At 71.8% G+C, this 20729-nt stretch carries 19 protein-coding genes and 1 tRNA gene; 14 read left to right on the forward strand and 6 right to left on the reverse strand.

The features are described 5' to 3' along the window. The first annotated feature begins 55 nt into the window (after positions 1 to 55). From FB467_RS06295 to FB467_RS18455, 4 genes are all read left to right on the forward strand, one after another. The gene (locus FB467_RS06295) at positions 56 to 2059 is read left to right on the forward strand and encodes an ATP-dependent DNA helicase UvrD2 (protein ID WP_141786501.1); all 2004 of its coding nucleotides are present in this window, start codon (positions 56 to 58) and stop codon (positions 2057 to 2059) included. 112 nt (positions 2060 to 2171) lie between these two features. Further along, positions 2172 to 2339 carry a hypothetical protein gene (locus tag FB467_RS18450; protein WP_153390465.1) on the forward strand — a complete coding sequence of 56 codons (168 nt, stop codon included), beginning with the start codon at positions 2172 to 2174 and terminating at the stop codon, positions 2337 to 2339. A gap of 284 nt (positions 2340 to 2623) precedes the next feature. Continuing rightward, positions 2624 to 2860 carry a WhiB family transcriptional regulator gene (locus FB467_RS06300; protein WP_141786502.1) on the forward strand — a complete coding sequence of 79 codons (237 nt, stop codon included), beginning with the start codon at positions 2624 to 2626 and terminating at the stop codon, positions 2858 to 2860. Positions 2861 to 2912: 52 nt separating this feature from the next. Continuing rightward, positions 2913 to 3062 carry a hypothetical protein gene (locus FB467_RS18455; RefSeq protein ID WP_153390467.1) on the forward strand — a complete coding sequence of 50 codons (150 nt, stop codon included), beginning with the start codon at positions 2913 to 2915 and terminating at the stop codon, positions 3060 to 3062. 118 nt (positions 3063 to 3180) lie between these two features. Here the strand turns inward: FB467_RS18455 and FB467_RS06305 are convergent, their stop codons facing one another. The 3 genes from FB467_RS06305 to FB467_RS06315 form a co-directional block, all read right to left on the reverse strand. Further along, positions 3181 to 4551, reverse strand: a complete 1371-nt coding sequence (locus FB467_RS06305; protein ID WP_228393506.1) for an ABC1 kinase family protein — start codon at positions 4549 to 4551, stop codon at positions 3181 to 3183. 8 nt (positions 4552 to 4559) lie between these two features. Continuing rightward, entirely contained in the window at positions 4560 to 5396 is an 837-nt protein-coding gene (locus tag FB467_RS06310; protein WP_141784339.1) for an Rrf2 family transcriptional regulator, read from the reverse strand. A 129-nt stretch (positions 5397 to 5525) separates the two neighbouring features. Beyond that, positions 5526 to 5714, reverse strand: a complete 189-nt coding sequence (locus tag FB467_RS06315; RefSeq protein ID WP_153390525.1) for a DUF5679 domain-containing protein — start codon at positions 5712 to 5714, stop codon at positions 5526 to 5528. Positions 5715 to 5880: 166 nt separating this feature from the next. Between FB467_RS06315 and FB467_RS06320 the strand changes: the two genes are divergently transcribed. Next, complete coding sequence (locus tag FB467_RS06320) at positions 5881 to 6444, forward strand: M48 metallopeptidase family protein (protein WP_141784340.1); 564 nt, start codon at positions 5881 to 5883, stop codon at positions 6442 to 6444. On the opposite strand, the gene FB467_RS06325 is transcribed toward FB467_RS06320, so the two are convergent. Beyond that, positions 6441 to 7943, reverse strand: a complete 1503-nt coding sequence (locus FB467_RS06325; protein ID WP_228393524.1) for a zinc-dependent metalloprotease — start codon at positions 7941 to 7943, stop codon at positions 6441 to 6443. The two genes, FB467_RS06320 and FB467_RS06325, sit on opposite strands and share 4 nt — an antisense overlap. 89 nt (positions 7944 to 8032) lie before the next feature. Here FB467_RS06325 and FB467_RS06330 point away from each other — a divergent pair, with 89 nt between their 5' ends. From FB467_RS06330 to FB467_RS06340, 3 genes are read left to right on the forward strand one after another with little or no spacing between them, the layout of a single operon-like run. Beyond that, positions 8033 to 9139, forward strand: a complete 1107-nt coding sequence (locus tag FB467_RS06330; RefSeq protein WP_211350566.1) for an NAD-dependent epimerase/dehydratase family protein — start codon at positions 8033 to 8035, stop codon at positions 9137 to 9139. Between the two features lie 57 nt (positions 9140 to 9196). Further along, complete coding sequence (locus FB467_RS06335; protein WP_228393451.1) at positions 9197 to 9655, forward strand: molybdenum cofactor biosynthesis protein MoaE; 459 nt, start codon at positions 9197 to 9199, stop codon at positions 9653 to 9655. After that, on the forward strand, positions 9652 to 10821 hold the full coding sequence (locus tag FB467_RS06340; protein ID WP_141784343.1) for a YlbL family protein: 1170 nt from the start codon (positions 9652 to 9654) through the stop codon (positions 10819 to 10821). Before FB467_RS06335 ends, FB467_RS06340 begins: the two co-directional genes overlap by 4 nt. A gap of 15 nt (positions 10822 to 10836) precedes the next feature. On the opposite strand, the gene FB467_RS06345 is transcribed toward FB467_RS06340, so the two are convergent. Next, positions 10837 to 11334 (reverse strand): PPA1309 family protein, encoded by a 498-nt coding sequence (locus FB467_RS06345; RefSeq protein ID WP_141786506.1) that lies wholly within the window; start codon positions 11332 to 11334, stop codon positions 10837 to 10839. 207 nt (positions 11335 to 11541) lie between these two features. Between FB467_RS06345 and FB467_RS06350 the strand changes: the two genes are divergently transcribed. From FB467_RS06350 to FB467_RS06375, 6 genes are all read left to right on the forward strand, one after another. Next, positions 11542 to 14703, forward strand: coding sequence for a UPF0182 family membrane protein (locus tag FB467_RS06350; protein WP_244932728.1), 3162 nt, complete (start codon positions 11542 to 11544; stop codon positions 14701 to 14703). A 46-nt stretch (positions 14704 to 14749) separates the two neighbouring features. Next, positions 14750 to 14826 (forward strand) — tRNA-Met (locus tag FB467_RS06355). Positions 14827 to 15031: 205 nt separating this feature from the next. Beyond that, complete coding sequence (locus FB467_RS06360) at positions 15032 to 15613, forward strand: type IV toxin-antitoxin system AbiEi family antitoxin domain-containing protein (RefSeq protein WP_141784344.1); 582 nt, start codon at positions 15032 to 15034, stop codon at positions 15611 to 15613. A gap of 159 nt (positions 15614 to 15772) precedes the next feature. Then, on the forward strand, positions 15773 to 17149 hold the full coding sequence (locus FB467_RS06365) for an NAD(P)/FAD-dependent oxidoreductase (RefSeq protein WP_141784345.1): 1377 nt from the start codon (positions 15773 to 15775) through the stop codon (positions 17147 to 17149). A gap of 96 nt (positions 17150 to 17245) precedes the next feature. Continuing rightward, on the forward strand, positions 17246 to 18586 hold the full coding sequence (locus tag FB467_RS06370) for a M16 family metallopeptidase (RefSeq protein ID WP_141784346.1): 1341 nt from the start codon (positions 17246 to 17248) through the stop codon (positions 18584 to 18586). Then, entirely contained in the window at positions 18586 to 19965 is a 1380-nt protein-coding gene (locus tag FB467_RS06375; protein ID WP_141784347.1) for a M16 family metallopeptidase, read from the forward strand. Before FB467_RS06370 ends, FB467_RS06375 begins: the two co-directional genes overlap by 1 nt. Positions 19966 to 19972: 7 nt before the next feature. Here FB467_RS06375 and FB467_RS06380 read toward each other — a convergent pair whose 3' ends face one another. Further along, on the reverse strand, positions 19973 to 20728 hold the full coding sequence (locus FB467_RS06380; RefSeq protein WP_170230599.1) for a M15 family metallopeptidase: 756 nt from the start codon (positions 20726 to 20728) through the stop codon (positions 19973 to 19975). Between the last annotated feature and the right edge of the window lies 1 nt (position 20729).

Below are 20729 nucleotides of genomic sequence, written 5' to 3' on the forward strand. Positions count from 1 at the left end.
CCTGGTCGCCCTCGACCCCGACCAGCGGCGGGTGGCCGAGCAGCCGTTGGGGCCGATGTGCGTGCTGGCCGGCGCCGGGTCGGGCAAGACCCGGGCCATCACGCACCGGATCGCCTTCGGTGTCTGGTCCGGTGCCTACCCCGCCCACCGCGTGCTCGCCGTGACGTTCACGGCACGGGCCGCCGGTGAGATGCGGACCAGGCTGCGCGGGCTCGGGGTGCCGGGGGCGCAGGCCCGCACGTTCCACGCCGCCGCGTTGCGGCAGTTGCAGTACTTCTGGCCCCAGGCCGTCGGCGGGGCACCCCCGGAGGTGCTCGGGCACAAGGCGCCGGCGGTGGCCGAGGCGGCCGGACGGCTGCGGCTGCGGACCGACCGCACCGAGCTCCGGGACCTGGCCGCCGAGATCGAGTGGGCCAAGGTCAACATGCTGACCCCGGAGACCTACCCGGCCGCGGCGCGGCGGGAGTCCCGGCAGCCGGCCGGCTACGAGCCGACCGCGGTGGCCCGGCTGATGCAGACCTACGAGGAGGTCAAGGGGGAGCGCCACGTCATCGACTTCGAGGACGTCCTGCTCCTCATGGTCGGCATCCTGGCCGAGCACCCGCAGATCGCGGCCGCGATCCGCGACCAGTACCGGCACTTCGTGGTGGACGAGTACCAGGACGTCAACACGGTCCAGCAACAGCTGTTGGACCTCTGGGTGGGGGGCCGCAAGGACATCTGCGTCGTGGGTGACCCCGCCCAGACGATCTACTCCTTCACCGGGGCCTCCCCGCGGCACCTGCTCGGCTTCGCCAAGGCACACCCCGACGCCGACGTGGTGCGCCTGGTCCGCAACTACCGGTCCAGCCCCCAGGTCGTCCAGCTGGCCAACACCGTCCTCGCCGCCGCGCCGGGGGCCAACCCGGTCCGGCTCCAGGCCGCGGGGGAGCCCGGACCCGACCCCCGGGTGACCCGCTACGACGACGACGTGGCCGAGGCGGCCGGCATCGCCGCCCAGATCGGGAAGTTCGTGGCCTCCGGGCAGGAGGCGGCTGGCATCGCCATCCTGTTCCGGACGAACGCCCAGTCCGAGGCGATCGAGAACGCCCTCGCGTCGGCGGGCCTGCCCTACCTGGTACGTGGCGGCGAACGGTTCTTCTCCCGGACCGAGGTGCGGCAGGCGATCCTGCTACTCCGGGGGGCGGCCAGGTCCGATGACGTGAGTATGCCGTTGGGCCGGGTGGTGCGGGACGTGCTGAGCGGTGCGGGGTGGACCCCCGAGCCGCCCTCGGCCTCGGGGGCCACCCGCGAGCGGTGGGAGTCGCTGCAGGCGCTGGTCCACCTCGCGGACGACCTGTCTGCCGCGGACCCCGAGTTGCGGCTGCCGGCACTGGTCGCCGAGCTGGACCGCAGGATCGCCGAGCAGCACGCGCCGACCGTGCAGGGGGTGACGCTGGCCTCGTTGCACGCCGCGAAGGGCCTGGAGTGGGATATCGTCTTCCTGGCCGGCTGCAGCGACGGGTTGTTGCCGATCTCGGTGGCCGAGGGGCCGGACCGGATCGAGGAGGAGCGGCGGCTGCTGTACGTCGGGCTCACCCGGGCGCGTCGGGAGATCCGGCTCAGCTGGGCCGGGGCGCGTGGGCAGGGCGGCCGCGCCACCCGTCGGATGAGCCGGTTCCTGCTGCCGGCGGCGGGACTGCTCGGGATGGCCCGGGAGGAGGGCGGGCCCGGACGCAGCCGTGCCGCCGGGAAACCGAAGAAGCGCAAGGTCTGCCGCGGGTGCGGGGGTGAGCTGGCGACGGCCGCCGAGCGCAAGATCGGGCGCTGCGAGGCCTGCCCGCCCACCTACGACGAGGCGACCTTCGAGGCGCTGCGGGAGTGGCGCCTGGCGACCGCGAAGGAGCAGGAGGTTCCCGCCTACGTCGTCTTCACGGACGCCACCCTCACCGCCATCGCGGAGGGGACCCCTTCGGACACTGCCGAACTCGGCCGGATCGCGGGCGTCGGACCGGCGAAACTCGAGCGATACGGGCCCGACGTGCTGCGGATTCTGGGCTCGTCCGCGGAAACTCGTTAAATACCTTGCACGGCCCTTCGCGGGGGTCGTACTCTGTTTCCTGTCCAGCCCGTAGGGATCGCTTGCGGTCGCGTGCGGGGCAGCAGTCGGAAGAGAGAGGAGGATGGAAATCATGAGGAACATCACCGTGATCGATGTGGTGGACCGGGGCGTCACCCTGCCCGATTCCATCCTCTGCGGCTCTCGGCTGCGTGGGATCGGCGGCTTTGCCGCCGGAGGAGTCGCTCCGTCCCCCGCCCCCGTCGCAGATGCGGCGTTCCCTGCTGACCAGGTGAGGTAGCCACCTAGCGCTACCGACCTCGCCGGCCGCGGAACCCGATCTGGGATCCGCGGCCTTCGTGTGTGTGCCACTACTCGCACCTGCCGGCCGTGGATCCTCCCCCAGAAACTCGGAGAGGACCCGCCATGACCGATCACGATCGGTGGCCGCAGCAGGGCCACCGACACACCGCCCAGCACACCCGCGAGGAAAGGATCAGCGTGTCTAGCCACGCAGGCGTCGTCGACGCCGCCCCCAGTTGGGACACCGCAGCGCACACCAGGGCGACGAACCTCTCGGAGGAGATGGACCTGCCGTGCCGGCAGAACCCGGCCGACCTGTGGTTCGCCGAGCTCCCCGAGGACGTCGAGATGGCCAAGGCGCTGTGTGGCGACTGCCCGCTGCGCGCGCAGTGTCTCGAGGGCGCCCTGGAGCGGGCAGAGCCGTGGGGCGTCTGGGGAGGCCAACTCGTGCTCCAGGGCACGGTCGTCCCCCGCAAGCGGCCCCGGGGCCGTCCCCGCAAGAACCCTGTCGCGGCCTAACCGCCCCGACAGTGACATCAACCGTCGTGACCACTCTTGGAAGGAGAGCGTCATGTTCCACGCCATGGATCAGGAACTCGCGCGCGCTCGGCACGTGGAGCGGATGCAGTTGCTGCAACCCGAGTACAGCAACCGTTCCGGCCGCATGCAGCACGTCCGCGTGGCATCCACGCGCGGCCGCCGCACCCGCCGCACCCGGTGAACCGTCCGATGACGGCCACCGGGGCGGACGGGATCCCGGACCGCCAACTGCCGATCAGCACGCCGACCACCTGAGGCGGAGCCACTCCTGGCTCCGCCTCAGGTGTGTTCCGGGCCGGTCAGCGGGCCAGCGGGGGCAGGTCGATCCCCGGCAGGTACCGGTCGACCACGGCACGGGTGGCCACGTCCACACCCATCTGGGCGAGCACGGCTGTGCCACCCAGCCAGACCCGGTGGATCAGCAGGTACTGCGGGGGGAGGTTGAGCCGCAGCGAGACCTGGAAGGCGGTGCCCCGGGGGTCGTTGATCTCGGAGGTGACCGACCGCAGCCAGTCCCGGGTGAAGGAGAAGCGGTCCACCCGGCAGGGCGCGACGAAAGGCTCCAGGAAGGCCAGGAGCTCCACGGGGTCGATGTCGACCGCGTCCCTGATGAACCCCTCGTCGCGCAGCCCGTCCACCAGGGTGTCCGCCTCCTCGCGCAGCGCGACGGCCAACAGCCGGCCCATCGGCACCGGCAGCCCCTCGGGCAGCCGGTCGACCGCGCCGAAGTCGACCACGCCGAGCCGGCCGTCCGGGGTGAGCCGGAAGTTGCCGGGGTGCGGGTCGGCGTGCAACAGCCCCACCCGGCTGGGGGCACCCAGCAGGAAGGAGATGTAGCGCTCGGCGACCCGGTCGAGCCCGGCCCGGTCCTGCTCGCGGATCAACTGGTTCAGCGGCACCCCGTCGAGCCACTCACTGACCACGACCCGTGGACCCGAGGCCAGGACCCGGGGGACCACGACGTCCGGGTCGTCGGCATACGCCTCGGCGAAGGCGTCCTGTGACCACGCCTCCCGGCGGTAGTCCAGCTCCTCGACCATCCGTTCCTGGAGTTCGGTGATCACCGGCGACAGGTCCATCCCGGGCAGCAACGGCCCGATCATCCGGCTGATCCGACCGAGCTGGCGCAGGTCCGACTCCAGGGCGACGCCGGCGCCCGGATACTGCACCTTCACCGCGACCGTTGTCCCGTCCTCCCACACGGCCCGGTGCACCTGGCCGATCGAGGCGGCGGCGGCCGCGTCCTCGTCGAACTCGCGGAACCGTTCGCGCCAGTGTTCCCCCAGGGACTCGGCGAGCACGTCCCCCAACTGGCTGTGTCGCATCGGCGGCGCCTGGTCCTGCAACCGGGTCAGCGCCTCGCGGTAGGGCCCGGCCATCTCGTCCGGCACGGCCGCCTCGAAGACCGACAGCGCCTGACCGACCTTCATCGCCCCGCCCTTGAGCTCACCCAGTGCCGCGAACACCTCCTCGGCCGTCCGCTGGCGCAGCTCGGCGGTGACCGACTCGCCGCTGGCCCCGCCCATCCGTCGACCCAGCCCCACGGCGGCCCGCCCGGCGACGCCGAGCGGCAGCCGGGCCAGGCGCAACGCCCGACCGGCCCCGGAGAGGGGTAACGGCGGCGGATCCTCGGCCACGGTGATCTCCTCCCTGCGGTCGGCGCCCAGCACCTGCCAGCCTAGGCGCTCGTCGCGGCCTGACACGGGCACCCGGGGTGGGCAGGCCACTGCCGGGCGGTCACCTCACCCCGGGGCAGCCGGACCTCCCACGCGACGCCCGGAGGCACCGGGCGCTCCGACAGGTGGTCGCGCACCACCATCGCGCAGACCGCGGCGGCCGCGCTCGCCAGGGCGGGGTCGACGGTGACCGGACCCGCCAGGTCGGTCGCGGCCGGTGCCACCTGCGCCAGCACCCGTGGCCAGGCGCCGTCCCGGTCCCGCCGGTGCAGGTCCAGGCAGTGCAGGCAGGGGCCATGACGGGGCAGCACCAACGGCCCGACCACGACCCGTCCACCCTGCGCCACGGCGGGTAGGTGGCCCAGCCCGCGGGCCCACCAGACCGGTGCCTCCTGCGGTGCGACGGCGCCACCGGCGACCAGGACCACCAGGTCGACGGTGCTGCCCTCGGTCCATGCCTCGCCGACCCGTCCCACCCCGCACCGCCGGAGCTCCTCCCGGACCCGGTCCGGGAACTGTCCCTGCCCCAGGACGCAGACGTAGCGTCCCTGCAGGGCACCGAGCGTCGACCGGTCCGGCTCACCCCGGGCGAGGAGCCCCTGCCGACCGAGGAGGGCCAGGAGCTCCTCCGCCCGCTCCGGCGTCACCCCGTGCCGCCGGGCGATGGTGGCCAGCTGACCGGTCGACCGGACGTCCCGGAGTGCCAGCAGCAGGTCGGTCTCGTCCTCGGTCAGACCGGTCACCACGCACCCGGGTCCCGGCCACAGCCCGAACTGCACGGTCCCGGGAGCCCGCCGGGCCGGTCGGGCGTCGGGTCGCAGGCGCAGGGGGGTGGACACCCAGGCAGCGTGGCACGCCCCGGACCGCTCCGGCCGACGCATCCACAGGACCCGGTCCCCCCGGTCACAAACGACGCGGGGCGGGACCGACGTCGTGTCGGTCCCGCCCCGCGTCGGGTGGTCTGTGGGTCAGGCGCTGGCGGCCTTGCCCAGGATGCGGTTCAGGTTCGTGCCGCAGACCGGGCACTTGCCCTTGGCCATACGCCGGCCGTTGGTCTCCACGACGTTGCCCTCGGCCTCGCGCTTTTCCTTGCACTTGACGCAGTAGAACTCGCCCTTGTAGGTCTCGCCGGTCTCGGCCATGTCACTCTCCTTCATCGCTCGGACAACTGTCCGATCTCGGGGGCCGTGTGGCCCTGTCTGCACCTCACAGTAACCGGAGCGTGCGTGCGGGCCGTGGTCCTGTGCCGAACGGGGTCCGGCGTGTCGCTGCGTGCGGGAGCCGTGCGGCAGCTCTGTCGGTGCCGCCGTCTACGGTGCTGTCATGGTCACGAGGGACTCGGTGGACGCTCCGCCGGAGCGGGTGGAGATCAGGCGCAGCGCGCGCCGCAAGCGCACCGTCTCCGCGCGGGTCGAGGGGGACCAGATCGTGGTGCTGATGCCCGCGGGCCTGAGCCGCGAGCAGGAGGAGAAGCACGTCGCGGCCCTGGTGGAGAAGCTGCGCAAGGGACACCAGCGCCGTCGGCTGACGGGGCAGGACCTCACCGCCCGGGCGGCCCGACTCTCCCGCGAGTACCTCGGCGGCCGGGCGGTGCCCACCGAGGTCAAGTGGGTGACCAACCAGGGGAGCCGGTGGGGGTCGTGCAGCCCCGACAGCGGCCGCATCCGGATCTCCAGCCTGCTGGACGGCATGCCCGGGTGGGTGGTCGACGCGGTGCTGGTGCACGAGCTGGCCCACCTGCTCGAGGCCAACCACGGCCCGCGCTTCCAGGCGTTGGTCCGCGGCTTCCCCCGGTATGCCGAGGCGTCGGCCTTCCTGGACGGTGTCAGCTGGGCGCGGGGCAACCCGGGTGGCGCCTTCGAGGGGGACGACGTGGGGGCCGGTTAGGCCGGACCCGCGGAATCGGACGGACCGTCTCCGCGGTCTGCGTCTGGCCCCTCCTCGCCCTCGCCGGTAGCGCCCCGCAGCAGCCGGTCGAGCTCAGCGTCCATGGCGTCGCCCTGGGCGGCCGCCCCCGAACCGTGCCGCTCGACATACCCGAGCGGGTCGTCCAGGTCGGCGCCGGTGGGCGCGACGTCGGGGTGGGCCCAGGCCCTGTCCCGCTCCGCCTGGCCGTGCGCGGACTCCAGGGCCGCCCACAGGTTGGCCGCGTCGCGCAGGCGGCGCGGGCGCAACTCCAGACCGACCAGGGAGGCGAATACCTTCTCCGCCGGCCCGCCCGTGGCGCGCCGGCGCCGGACGGCCTCGGCCAGGGCGGAGGCGTGCGGCAGGTGCGCCGAGACGGCCTTCTCGCAGACCAGGTCCACCCAACCCTCCACCAGGGCCAGGTAGGTCTCCAGGCGACCCAGCGCGGCCTCCTGGGCCGGACTCGGCTCCGGCGTGAACAGCTGGTCCGCCAGCGCCTCCTGCATCGCCTGCGGATCCTGGGGGTTGACCGAACGCAGCGTCTCCTCGATCCCCTCGGTGTTGATCGAGATGTCCCGGGCGTAGTCCTCGACCGCGGTGAGCAACTGCGGGCCGAGCCACGGCACCCCGGCGAACAACCGGACCCGGGCCGCCTCGCGGACGGCGAGGTAGAGGTGCACCTCGCCGGCATCTACGGACAGCCCCTCGGCGAACGCGGAGACGTTGGCGGGCAGGATCGCGACCACCTCGCCGGACAGCAGCGGCAGCCCGACCTCGGTGCCGCTCACCGTCTCACCCGCCAGCGCACCCACCGCCTGGCCCACCTGGGCGCCGAACATGGCGCTGCTCATCTTGCGCATCATCGGCTGCATCTGGCCGAGCATCGCCGCCGGGTTCATCCCCGGCGGCAGGCCCGGGATCTCGGGAAGGCTCCCGTCGGCGCCCTCCTCGCCCAGCATCTTCAACTGGTCCTGCATCGTGCTGGTGATGGCCGCGCCGACCCCCGCGGCCACAGGCTCGGTGACCCGGCGCCAGACCGGCATGGTCTCCTCGACCCACTCGGCGCGGCTGAGCGCCCGGGCCCCACCGTCCGGCGGGTTGAACTCGGTCACCTGGTCGAGCCACAGGTTCGCCACCTGGACGACCTGCTCGACGTCGCGGGTGGTGGCCGGCCCCACGGACCGGTCGCCCGCCTCCGCGACCAGCCGGCGCGCGGTGTCGGTGGCCAGCGTCTGGTTCATCGCCCCGCCGTCGTCCGCGGCCATCATGGCCTGCACCTGCGACTGGATCATCTGCATCATCCCGGGGTCCGCCGAGTCCAGACCGAGGGAGCTCAGCGCTTCCCGCAGTTCGGGGGGCAGCTGGCCGCCGAACAGGGCGGCGAACGGGTCGTCCCCGGAGCCTGCGCCGCCCGAGGGTTCCACGGGCCCTTCCCCCTCGGGGCGCTGCTCGTCGTCGGAGGAGGGGTGTTGGTCGGCCACGGTGGTTCCTTCCCGGCTGGTCCGCGAATGTCAGCAGGCTGGGGCCTGACAGGATGAGTCTTCACCATGACAACCACGAGGAGGTGCCCGTGAGTTCCCCAGGTGCACGGGTTCGCTCTCGGCGTAGCGCGGGGGCCCTGCGGGTCGGCGTGACCAAGGCGGGCTCCGGCCTGGCCGCCGTCCTCGCGGAGCAGGTCGCCGGGTCGGGGGACCACGTCGTCGGCCTGGACCAGCAGGCGGGTGCCGCCGGGGTGGTGGAGTGGCGGCTGTGCGACATCGCCGCGCCCGAGGTGGTCGAGGCGCTGCGGGACGTGGACGCGGTCGTCCACGTCGCCCACGACGCCGACCTCGTGCGCTCCCTGGCCTCACCCTCGGCGGTCCGACGGGCCCGGCTGGTGCGGGAGATGCAGACCCTCAGCACCGCGGCGGCCGCCGCCGGGGTGGGGCACCTGGTCGTGGTGAGCTCCGTGCTGGTCTACGGCGCGCGGGCCGACAACCCGGCACCGGTCCCGGACGACAGCCCGCTGCGCGCGGACGACGTCGAGGGCGTGGTGGCCGACCTGGTCGAGGTCGAGGCCATCGTGGAGACGGCGCGGACCGTCCACCCCGGTCTGGAGATCACCGTCGTCCGCCCGGCGGCGCTCGTCGGACCGTCGGTGGACACCATCATCACCCGCCACTTCGAGGCCCCGCGCCTGCTCGTGGTCCGGGACCACGAGCCGACCTGGCAGTTCTGTCACGTGGAGGACCTGGGCCGGGCCCTGCTGACCGTCCTGCACGCGGACGTCCCGCCGGTGGTGACCGTCGGGTCGTGGGGGAGCCTGACCCAGGCGGAGGTGGAGGAGATCTCGGGGATGCGCAGGATCGAGTTGTCCTGGTCCGCCGCCTACGGCGCCGCCGACCGGCTGCACCGGATCGGGGTGCTGCCGTTGCCGGCCTCCGATCTCGCCTATGTCTCCCACCCGCTCGTGGTGGAGCCGCGGGCGCTCGCCGAGCGCGGCTGGGCCCCCGCATACGACAACACCGCCGCCCTGGGCGTCCTGCTGGAGGGGGTGCGCGGGCACCACGCCGTGATGGCCCGGCGGGTGCAACGCAAGGACGCGGCGGCCCTGGGCGCCGCAGCCGGTGCCGCCAGCGCCGCGGTGGCCGCGGCGGCGACGGCGGCGCTGATGCGTCGCCGGAAGCGCCGGACCTGACCACCCGGTCCCGGTGCCCTTCAGGTTTTCGCCAGGCTGATGGGAGATGATGGCGCGGTGAGCGACTCGACCTCCCCACCCACCGGCCCCGGCGCCACCACCGTGCGGCACGCACGGATCAGTGCGGAGCCGCTGTCCGTCGACGCCGTGCTGGCCGAGGTCGGGCACGCGCGCGCCGGGGCGGTGGTCCTGTTCATCGGGACGGTGCGCAACCACGACGGTGGCAAGGACGGGGTCGTCACCCTGGACTACTCCGCCCACCCCGAGGCCGGCACCGTGCTGCAGGAACTCGTGGACTCCGCGGCGGCGCGCGACGGCGTCCGTGCCGTCGCTGCGACACACCGCATCGGCAGCCTCGCCGTCGGTGACCTCGCCGTCATCTGCGCCGTGTCGGCGGACCACCGGCCGGCCGCGTTCGAGGTGTGTCGCGGGCTGATCGAGGAGTTGAAGCAGACCGTGCCGATCTGGAAACACCAGGCGTTCGTCGACGGCGACACCCAGTGGGTAGGCCTGTGAGCGCCGGGCACGACCACACCGGCCAGGGCGGGGCGGACGGCTACTACCGGGGGTATGCCACGGCCGACACCTCCGGGCCCACCGGTGCCGGGGGCACCCGGGTCACGGTCGGGATGGCGATCGGGCTGGTGCTGTGCGTGCTGCTGGTGGCGGGGGTGGCGATCATGAACATGGTCGATGTCGCCAAGGTGCTGTACCGCCCCGGCCCGATCTACAACACCCTCGGGGAGACCAACGGGCACCCCACGGTGGTGGTGGAGGACGCCGAGACCTACCCGACCGGGGGAGAGCTCAACTTCACCACGGTGACCCTCTACGGCGGCCCGCGCTACCCGGTGAGCGCCTGGGACTGGTTGCTGGCGGAGTTCGACCCGAACACCGACATCGTGGACGAGGACCTGGTCTACCCGCCCGACATGACCGCCCAGCAGGTGCAGGAGCAGAACACCGAGCTGATGATGGAGTCGCAGGACGCCGCGGCGGTGGTGGGGGTGCGCGCAGCCGGGGTCGAGGTGCCCGAGCAGGTCAAGGTCGCCCAGATCATCGTGGACGCCCCGGCCGCCGACACCCTCGAGGTCAACGACGAGATCCGCTCCGTCGGGGGCACCGAGATCCACAACCCGGCGCAGGTCCGCGACGTCCTGCAGGGCTTCGAGCCCGGTGACGAGGTGGAGTTCGTGCTGGTCCGAGACGGCGAGGAGATCACCCTCCAGGTCCCGACCGGGGAGGACGACGTCGAGGCCGAGGACGGCAGCACGGAGACGCGGACCGTGATCGGGGTCTACCTCGCCTCCGACTTCGACCTGCCGTTCGACGTCACCATCGACGCCGGCAGCGTCGGTGGCCCGTCGGCGGGCCTGATGTTCTCCCTGGCGGTGTACGACAAGCTCACGGAGGGGGAGCTCACCGGGGGCCACGTCTTCGCCGGGACGGGCACCATCGACTCCTCCGGCACCGTGGGGCCGATCAGCGGGATCCGGCAGAAGATGATCAGTTCGGCGAACCACGGGGTGGAGTACTTCCTGGCCCCCGCCGGCAACTGCGACGACGTCCGGGGCAACGAGCCCGACGGGATGGAGGTCGTCAAGATCGAGACCTTCGACCAGGCCCGGGACGTCGTCGAGGCGATCGGCCAGGGCGAGGACGTCGACCTGCCCCGCTGCTAGTCCCGCGGGGCCCGGTCAGTCCTGCAGGGTGGCCTGCAGGGCGTGGACCAACCCGGGCGCGATGTCCTGGCCCCGCGCCACGGCGTCGTCCTCGTCGTGGCGGCGCTGCCGGAGCAGGCAGACCGACTCCCCGCTGCGCAGCACCGCCGCGAGCAGGCGCACGTCCTGACGGTCTGGGTGGGCGGCCAGCGCCTCCGTCGCGGCGACCGGGTCCGTCGGCAGGTCGCGCTCGGCCTCGGGCGGCACGACCAGGCGTTCGACCGCGAGGGCGACGCCGTCCACCTCGGGCGGCCAGGCGATCCGGCCGAGCAGGGACTCCAGGTTCGAGGTGCGCAGCATCCCCTCCTGCTCGATCGCGGTGAACCCCTCCGGGGATCCCTCCTCGAGCTGGGGGCGCAGGGTGGGCTCGCGTTCGAGCAGGTCAGCGGTCCGCACCAGGGCGAACATCCGGGGCGCCTGGTCCCACCCCAGGCGGGCCACGTGCCGCTCGGTGTCGGCGGCGGCGTCCAGCAGGAATCGCTCGGTGTCGGTCTGACCCGCCGGATCCGGAACACGGGGGCCGGCGGGTTCGTTGTCGGGAGACTCGTTCAGCGTTGCCACCAGGCCATGGTGTCACCGGATGCGGGAGGACGACCCACCGCTAGGTAGGTTAGTCCCACGGACGAACCAACTCCCGGGCCAACTCGCGGCCCGGCGGGGTACGAGCGACAAGGATTTTCGGTGAGCCAGGACAACGACCCGGACCCCGGCGACGGACGCCGGCCGGACGGCGCGGGTGCCGCTGACTCTGCAGGCGGCCCGGGCAGCGGAAGACCAGGCGGGGTGGCGACATCCCGGCGCGGCCTGTTCGGCGGGGGGCGGATCGGACCCACCCTGCTCATCCTCGTGGTGGGCGTGGTGCTGCTGGGCTGGCTGGCCACCCTCTGGACGGACTTCCTCTGGTACGACTCCCTCGGGTACCGGTCGGTGCTGACCACGAGGCTGCTGACCCAGGTCCTGTTGTTCGTCGCGGCGGCGGCCCTCACCGCCCTGGTGATCTGGAGTGCCCTCCACGTCGCCTACCGGTCGCGGCCCATCTACGCCCCGGTGAGCCCCGAGCAGCAGAACCTCGACCGCTACCGCGCCGCGTTGGAGCCGATGCGCCGGCTGGTCTTCATCGGGGCACCGGTGGTGCTCGGTCTGTTCGCCGGGTCGGCCGCCGCGTCGCAGTGGCAGACGTTCCTGCTCTGGTGGAACCGCCAGCCGTTCCTGGACGCGGACGGTGAGGTCATGACCGACCCGCAGTTCCACATGGACATCGGCTTCTTCGTGTTCACCCTGCCGTGGCTCAACGTGCTGGTCAGCTTCGCCACCCTGGTGCTGGGGCTGGCGGTCATCGGGGCCCTGCTCACGCACTACATCTACGGGGGCATCCAGCTCCAGGGCCCGGGGGAGCGCACCACCAAGGCGGCCCGGATCCACCTGTCGGTCCTCATCGGGGTGCTCATCCTGGTCCGCGCCGTGGCCTACTGGCTGGAGCGCTACGACCTGGTGACGGCCGAGCACGCCCGGATGACGGGCATGACCTACACCGACGTGCACGCGGTGCTGCCCACCCGCGGGGTCCTGGCGATCGCCGCGCTGCTGTGCGCGGTCCTGTTCATCGCCACGATCTGGAGCAAGTCCTGGCGGCTGCCGATCATCGGCCTGGTGGGCCTGGTCGTCGTGGCGGTCCTGGTCGGTGGGGTCTACCCCTCGCTGATCCAGTCGCTGCGGGTCCGTCCCTCCGAAGCGCAGATGGAAGAGCCGTACATCCAGCGAAACATCGACGCAACGCTGGCCGCCTACGGCCTCGAGGACGCGGAGATCATCGACTACCAGGCCGAGACGGAGGCGACTCCCGGCCAGCTGCGCAACGACGCGGACACCATCCCCGGCATCCGCCTGGTGGACCCCTCGATCGTGTCCCCGACGTTCCGTCAGTTGCAGGGCGTGCGCAACTACTACCAGTTCCCGGACACCCTGGACGTCGACCGTTACGAGGTGGACGGTGAGACCGCCGACACGGTCGTCGCGGTCCGCGAGCTGAACCTGGACGGTGTGTCCGAGGGCCAGCGCAACTGGGTCAACGACCACACGGTCTACACCCACGGGTTCGGCCTCGTGGCGGCATACGGCAACCAGCGGTCGGCCGATGGTGAGCCGATCTTCTACCAGCGCAACATCCCCCCGGTCGGCCCGCTGGGTGACTTCGAGCCGCGGATCTACTTCGGGGAGTACTCGCCGAACTACTCGATCGTGGGTGCGGCCGAGGGTGCGACCCCCCGCGAACTCGACTACCCGGACAGCGGGAGCGAGTCCGGGGAGACCCGGAACACCTACCAGGGCAATGGTGGCGTGGCGATCGGCTCCTTCCCCCGGCAGCTGGCCTACGCGCTGAAGTACCGCCAGATGGAGATCCTGCTGTCCGACAGCGTCACCGGTGACTCCCGCCTGCTGGACCACCGGGAGCCGCACGAGCGCGTGGAGCGGGTCGCCCCGTGGCTGCGGCTGGACGGCAACCCCTACCCGGCCGTGGTCGACGGGCGGATCCTGTGGATCCTGGACGGCTACACGGTGAGCGCCAACTACCCCTACGCCCAGCGGGAGCAACTGGGTGACGTCACGACCGACTCCCTGGTGGCCGGCTCGGACAACATCCGCTCCATCGGCAGCGGCGAGGTGAACTACATCCGCAACTCGGTGAAGGCGACCGTGGATGCCTACGACGGCTCGGTGAAGCTGTATGCCTGGGACGAGGACGACCCCCTGCTCAAGGCCTGGTCGGCGGCCTTCGACAACACGGTGCTGCCGATGGATGAGATCGATGGCGACCTGATGAGCCACCTGCGCTACCCCGAGGACCTGTTCAAGGTCCAGCGGGACGTCATGGCGCGCTACCACGTGGACACCGCCGAGGCGTTCTTCACCGGTCAGGACTTCTGGCGGGTCTCGGAGGACCCGAGCGTCGGTGGTGACGTGGACGTGCCGATGCCGCCCTACTACCTGAGCATCGCGATGCCCGGGCAGGACGAGCCGACCTTCTCGCTGACCACGAACTTCATCCCGCAGGGTGAGCGGCAGAACCTGATCGGCTACATGGCGGTCGATGCGGACGCCGGCTCCGAGGGTGGGCAGCGACGGGAGGACTACGGCAAGATCCGGGTCCTGGACCTGCCCCGCGACACCACGGTGATGGGGCCGGGTCAGTTCCAGAACGACATCGAGTCCTCCAACGAGACCTCGGAGGCGTTCACCCAGACGCTGTCGCAGTTCCTGTCGCTGAACCGGCAGCAGGGCTCCAACGTGCACATCGGCAACCTGTTGACCCTGCCGGTCGGTGGTGGTCTCCTCTACGTCGAGCCGGTCTACGTGTCGGCCCGCAGCGGGTCCTCCTACCCGCTGCAGCGTCTGGTGGTCGTCGCGTTCGGTGACCAGTTGGCCTGGTCCGACACCCTGGACGGGGCGCTGGACGAGCTCTTCGGCGGTGACTCCGGGGCTACCGCGGCGGACGAGGGCACCGGCGGCGAGGAGCCCGTCGACGAGGGCGCCACACCCCCCGACGAGGGCGACACACCGCCGGACGAGGGCGATACGCCTCCCGACGACGGTGAAACGCCGCCGGACGAGGGGACCGACCAGTCGGCCCTCGACCAGGCAATCGCCGACATCCAGCAGGCCTACGAGGACGGTCAGGCCGCCCTCGCCGAGGGTGACTGGGAGGGCTACGCCGAGGCGCAGAACCGTCTGGAGGACGCCATCAGCCGCGCGGTCGAGGCCGCGCCGGACGGCGGGTCGGTAAGCGTTGACCCGAGCGAGCCCGGTGACGGAGCCGACGACGCGGAGCAGACCTCGGCTCCGTAGCGGATTTGGTCCGCCCCGCACCGGTGACGTATGGTGGTCTCACCGTCGCGGGGTGGAGCAGTTCGGTAGCTCGCCGGGCTCATAACCCGGAGGTCGCAGGTTCAAATCCTGCCCCCGCTACCAAGAAAGTCCAGGTCAGCCACAGGTTGACCTGGACTTTCGCTTTGGGGCAAACGTGCGACCGCATCCTTTACCCATCACATGGACCGTCTGTGGTTGAGTAGCCCGCTCTTCAGGTCGGTCGACGTCGCGTGCGGCCATGGAGTGGAGGAATTCCTCTACACGAGATGCAGTGGTGTTGAGGTTTCCCTACGTAGGAGTTCCGGTCATGGCACACACGATGGATGAGTTGCTCGACCGTCTACCCGAGACCTTCAGTTACTCCCAGGCCCTGGAGCATGTCAGCCAGCGCCAGCTTCGCCGCCTGGTCGATGTGGGCAGCATCATCGCGTTCTCGCGGGGGCTATACCGCAAGAGTGATTGCCTCGGCGATGAAGATCTCATCGAAGTTGCCGCCAAGGCCGCCCGGGCCACGCTGTGCTTGCGGTCGGCCTTGGCCCGGCACGGGCTGATCGATGACATCCCTGCAGAGATCGACATCGCGATCCCGCGCGGATCGTGGACCCCGCAGACGGTCGCGCCAGTCAGGTGGCGACACTTCGACCCCGGCACCTTCGAGGCTGGTCGCGAGCAGTTCGACATCGGTGGTGGCCGCAGAATGGGCATCTATTCACCCGAGCGCACCATCATCGACGCCCTCCGGATGCGGCACCTGAAGGGAGGACCTGGTATCGAGGCACTCAAGCGGTGGCTGCGCCGCGGCGGGCAGCCTTCTGAGCTGCTCGCCATGGCCCGGTCCTTCCCACGTACCCAGTCCGTGCTGCGCGACCGACTGGGAATCCTGCTATAAGTCGGGTGAACCGCCTGCTCCTCTCCCGCCCGTGGTGAGGCACCCAGAACAACGGCCACCGGGCACGGATGAGCCAAGGGGGCGAGCCTGCGGGCGCGTGGCGTACCTCACGACATACTGGGAACCCCCAGGGTGTTGACGCTGGTGGAGGAGGCACACATGACGACACAGGCCGGCCACCGCCCACGGGTGGTCATCATCGGATCCGGATTCGGCGGGCTGTTCGCTGCCCGGGCACTCAAGCGCGACGCCGTGGACGTGACGCTGGTGGCGAAGACGACGCACCACCTGTTCCAGCCGCTGCTCTACCAGGTGGCCACCGGGATCATGTCGATGGGCGAGATCGCGCCCGCGACCCGGGAGGTGCTCTCGCGGCAGGACAACGTCGAGGTCGTCCTCGGTGACGTGACGGACATCGACCTGGAGAAGCGGGTGGTCACCGCCAACACCCTGGGTGAGGTGCACACGCACGACTACGACCATCTCATCGTGGCCGCCGGGGCCAACCAGTCCTGGTTCGGCCGGGACGAGTTCGCCGAGTACGCCCCCGGCATGAAGAGCATCGACGACGCGCTGGAACTGCGCGGCCGGATCTTCGGGGCGTTCGAGCTGGCCGAGCAGGCCGCCGCGGAAGGGCGGCTCGAGGACGTCAAACGGTTCACCACCTTCGTCGTCGTGGGCGCAGGCCCGACCGGGGTGGAGATGGCCGGCCAGCTGGTGGAGCTGTCCAAGCGCACGCTCAAGCACGACTTCCGCCACATCGACCCCACCGACTCCAGGGTGATCCTGCTGGACGCCGCCCCGGCGCTCCTGGGGAGTTTTGACGAGAAGTTGCAGGACAAGACCCGGCAGGCGCTGGAGAAGCTGGGTGTCGAGGTCCGGCTGGGGGCCAAGGTCGTGAACGTCGACGGCCGGGGCCTGGAGACCGAGGACAGCGAGGGCAACCGGACCAGGATCGAGGCACTGACCAAGGTGTGGGCGGCCGGTGTCGCGGCGAGCCCGCTCGCCAAGCAGCTGGCCGACCAGGTCGGGGTCACCGTGGACCGGGCGGGACGGATCCCCGCGCAGCCGGACCTCACCCTCCCGGGCCGGCCCGAGGTGCACGTCGTGGGGGACATGGTGACCCTGGACGGGCTGTCCGGTGTCGCCCAGGTCGCCATCCAGGGCGCGCGGCACTCTGCCAAGGAGATCCGGCGCCGGATCAACGGTGAGCCGACCGGGGCACCGTTCCGGTACAAGGACAAGGGGAGTATGGCGACGATCTCCCGGTTCCGGGCGATCGCCGAGGTCGGCAGCCTGAAGCTCACCGGGTTCGTCGCCTGGCTGATGTGGCTGGCGGTGCACCTGGTCTACATCATCGGCTTCAAGTCCCGGATCACCACGCTGCTCCACTGGTTCGTGAGCTTCATCGGGCGCGGACGCTCCGAGCGTGCGGTCACCGAGCAGCAGACCTTCGCCCGGCTCGCCATGCAACAGATGGAGCGTCCGGTCGACCTCCGCAAGGTCTCCGAACGCCCACCCGCCTCGGTGGACTGATCCAAGGAGGTGCACGGGGCGGTTCCTCGCCCGTGTGAGTTGTCGGGGGGTGCACGGGGGGGCGGAGCCCCCCGTGCGACGTCCTACAGTGGGCGGATGCCGTTGACCTACCCGATCGTCACCCGCACGCTGGACAACGGCCTGCGGGTGGTCGTCAGTGAGGACCGTTCCGTCCCCGCCGTGACCGTCAACCTCTGGGTCGACGTCGGCTCCCGGCACGAGGTGCCCGGGCAGACCGGGCTGGCCCACCTGTTCGAGCACCTGATGTTCCAGGGCTCGGAGAACGTCGCGGAGGGCGAGCACTTCGCCGCCCTCATGGCGCACGGGGGCCGGCTCAACGCCACGACCTGGTTCGACCGGACGAACTACTTCGAGACGGTTCCCACCGGGGCGCTCGACCTCGCGCTCTGGTTGGAGGCCGACCGGCACGGCCGGCTGCGCTCCGCGCTGACCCAGGAGAACCTGGACAACCAACGGGACGTGGTCAAGGAGGAGAAGCGGCAGCGCTACGACAACCAGCCGTACGGCAACGCCGTGAACGACCTCGTCGGGTTGGTCTTCCCGCAGGGACACCCCTACCACCACCCGACGATCGGCTCGATGGAGGACCTCGACGCCGCGTCGTTGGAGACCGTGCACGCCTTCTACGACCGGCACTACGGGCCGGACACCACCGTGCTCACCCTGGTGGGGGACGTTGCCGCGCAGGAGGGGTTCGCGGCGGCCGAACGCTACTTCGGGGACCTGCCGCGCACCAACCGCTCGCCGCAGCCCCGTTCCGCACCGCTCGGACCCCTGCCTGCCCCGCAACGCGTCGTCCGGGTCCAGGAGGTTCCCAACGACCGGATCTACCTGGGCTTCCGGTTCCCCCAGGGGCACACCGCCGAGTACCTCGCGGGGGCCGTCGCCCTCGACGCCCTCGGTGGGCTCGCTATCAGCCGGCTGCACCGGCGGCTGGTCCGGCGCGACGACGTCGCCACCGGTGTCTCCGCCTCGAGCATGGGACTGGTCGACGGGACCTCGCTGGCCTTCATCGCCGTCGACGTGAGCGAGGGACGGGACATCGCGGAGGCGGAGGAGACGCTGCTGGAGGAGCTGCTCGAGTTCGCCCGCACCGGTCCCACCGAGCTGGAGCTCGAGGCCTCGCTGGCCGACACCGAGCGGTCCTGGCTGGAGGCCCTGGCCGGGATGGACGAGCGGGCCGACCTGATCGGCCACTCGACCTGCCTGTATGACGACCCGCACTTCGTCAACACCTTCCTGGACGAGGTCGCCACGGTGACCGCGGAGGAGGTCCAGCTGGCCGCGCAGCGGTGGCTGCAGCCCGAGCACCGGGCCGCCGTCATCTACCGGGACGGCGATCCCGTCGACCAGGACGTGCCGCTCGGTGACCTGACCGCGGGGGAGAGCGGACCGCATACGGAAGGAGTGGCCTGATGACCACCGCCACCCCGTTGCCTGCCCGTCCCGGCGTGCGCCCGCCCGCCGCCTGGTCCTTCCCGGTGCCCGAGGTGTTCACCCTCGACAACGGCCTGTCCGTGCAGACCTTCCATCTGCCCGGCCAGCACGTCGTCTCGGTGCGGCTGGGCATCCCGGCGCCGCTCGCCGCCGAGCCCGTGGACGTCGAGGGGGTGGCCACGATCCTGTCCCGCACCCTCGACGAGGGGACGGAGGCGCACGACGCCGAGGAGATGGCCGGTCTGCTGGAGCGCAAGGGCGTCTTCCTGGGGGCCGGGGTCGGCGAGCGCGGCATCCTGGTGGACCTCGACGTCGCCGTGCGCAACCTGGGGGCCGGGCTGGAACTGCTCACCGAGTGCCTCACCACCCCGACCTTCCCCGAGGAGGAGGTGGCCCGGCACGTCCGTAACCGGATCGCCGATATCCGGCACGACCTGGCCGACCCGATGAGTCGGGCCGCGCTCGAGTTCCTGCCGACCTACTTCCGGCCCAGCAGCCGCGCGTCCCGCCCGTCCGGGGGCAGTCTCGAGTCGGTCGCGGCGATCACCTCCGAGGCGGTGCGTGCGCACCACCGGCGGATGGTGCACCCGGACCGGTCGCACCTGGTCGTGGCGGGGGACCTGACCGGGGTGGATGTGCCGGCCCTGTTGGGCCAGACGCTCTCGGCATGGGCCCCCGGCGGTGCGGACGAGGGTGCCCCACCGGCAGGGGGCGACGAGCGCGCCGACGACGCGGCCCGGATCGTCCTGGTGGACCGCCCCGGCTCCGTGCAGACCGACCTCTACCTGGGGTGTTCGGGTCCGGACCGCCGCGACCCGCACGGGTGGGGGGCCTACCAGGTCCTGTCGCTGGCGGTCGGCGGGTCTCCCCAGTCCCGGCTCGACCGGGTGCTGCGGGAGGAGAAGGGCTACACCTACGGGGTGCACGCCGGCTTCCGTCCGCGCACCCGGGGCGGCCTGTTCCTGGTGAGCGGCTCGGTCCGGGCCGACGCCACCGTCCCCGCGCTGGACACGCTCCTGGACCTGCTGGCGATGCCGGGCAGCGACCTGACCGAGGCCGAGGTGCGGGAGGCGGCCGACTTCGTCGCGCAGACCGCGCCGGGTCGCTACGCGACGGCGGACGTCCTGGCGGGTGAGGCGATCGGGCTGGCGATGGACGGGTTGGCGACCGACTTCGTCACCCGCACGCTGACCCAGGTGCGGACGATGGACGCCGCGACGGCCGGCGCCGCCTGGGACGCCCACGTGGACGGGCGCTGGACGGTGATCGCCGTGGGTGACGCCGCGGCGCACGGCTCCGCGATCGAGGCGCTGGGCCGGGGCCCGGTCGAGGTGCGCAGGAGCGGCGGGCGCAGGTAGCCGTCGCTCAGACGGGGCGTGCCCGGCCCGGCCGGCGCAGCGCGGGCCGGAGCGCCTCCGCGGCCAGGTAGTCCTCGAGCAGCAGGAACCCTTCCCGGTGCATGTCCCCGGCCACCGTCGGGCCGACGTAGCGCACGTGCCACGGCTCGTAGGTGTAGCCCGTGCGTTCGCGCTGGCCCTCGGGGTAGGAGATCACGAACCCGAACCGGTGGGCCTCCTCGGCCAGCCAGCGGCCCTCGGCGGTGTCCCCGAAGCACTGGTCCAGGTAGCAGGTGCCCTTGTCGTTGTCGAGGTCGACGGCCAGGCCGGTCTGGTGCTCGCTGTGCCCCGGTCGGGCGCTGGTGGCGTCGGCCGCCTTGCGTCCCGTGGTGCGCACCCAGTAGTCGTAGGTCTCCCGCTGGGTCTCATGGGAGCGGTATCCGCTGATCACCCGCAGCCGGTGGCCCTCCTCCTGCGCCGCGTCGAACAGGTCGGACAACTGGTCGGCGACCTCCGCGCGCAGTTGGTAGTCGGGGTCACGCCAGTCGACCAGGTCGTCCGGAGCGTAGTCGACGGGGTCCAGGGGTCGGTCCTTGGTCACCACGACGAGGAGGTTGTCCCGGTCGTGGCGCTCCAGGTCGGTGGGCGAACCGGCGCGACGGACCTGCCGGGGCAGTCGCCCACCGGTGGCCGGCGCGGCGTCCGCGCTCGCGTGGGGGGCGAGCAGACCTGTCGCGGCAAGCCCGCCCAGCGCCAGCACGGCGCGTCGGGTCAGGGGTGCCATC

Source organism: Ornithinicoccus hortensis, assembly GCF_006716185.1.
Classification (GTDB): domain Bacteria; phylum Actinomycetota; class Actinomycetes; order Actinomycetales; family Dermatophilaceae; genus Ornithinicoccus; species Ornithinicoccus hortensis.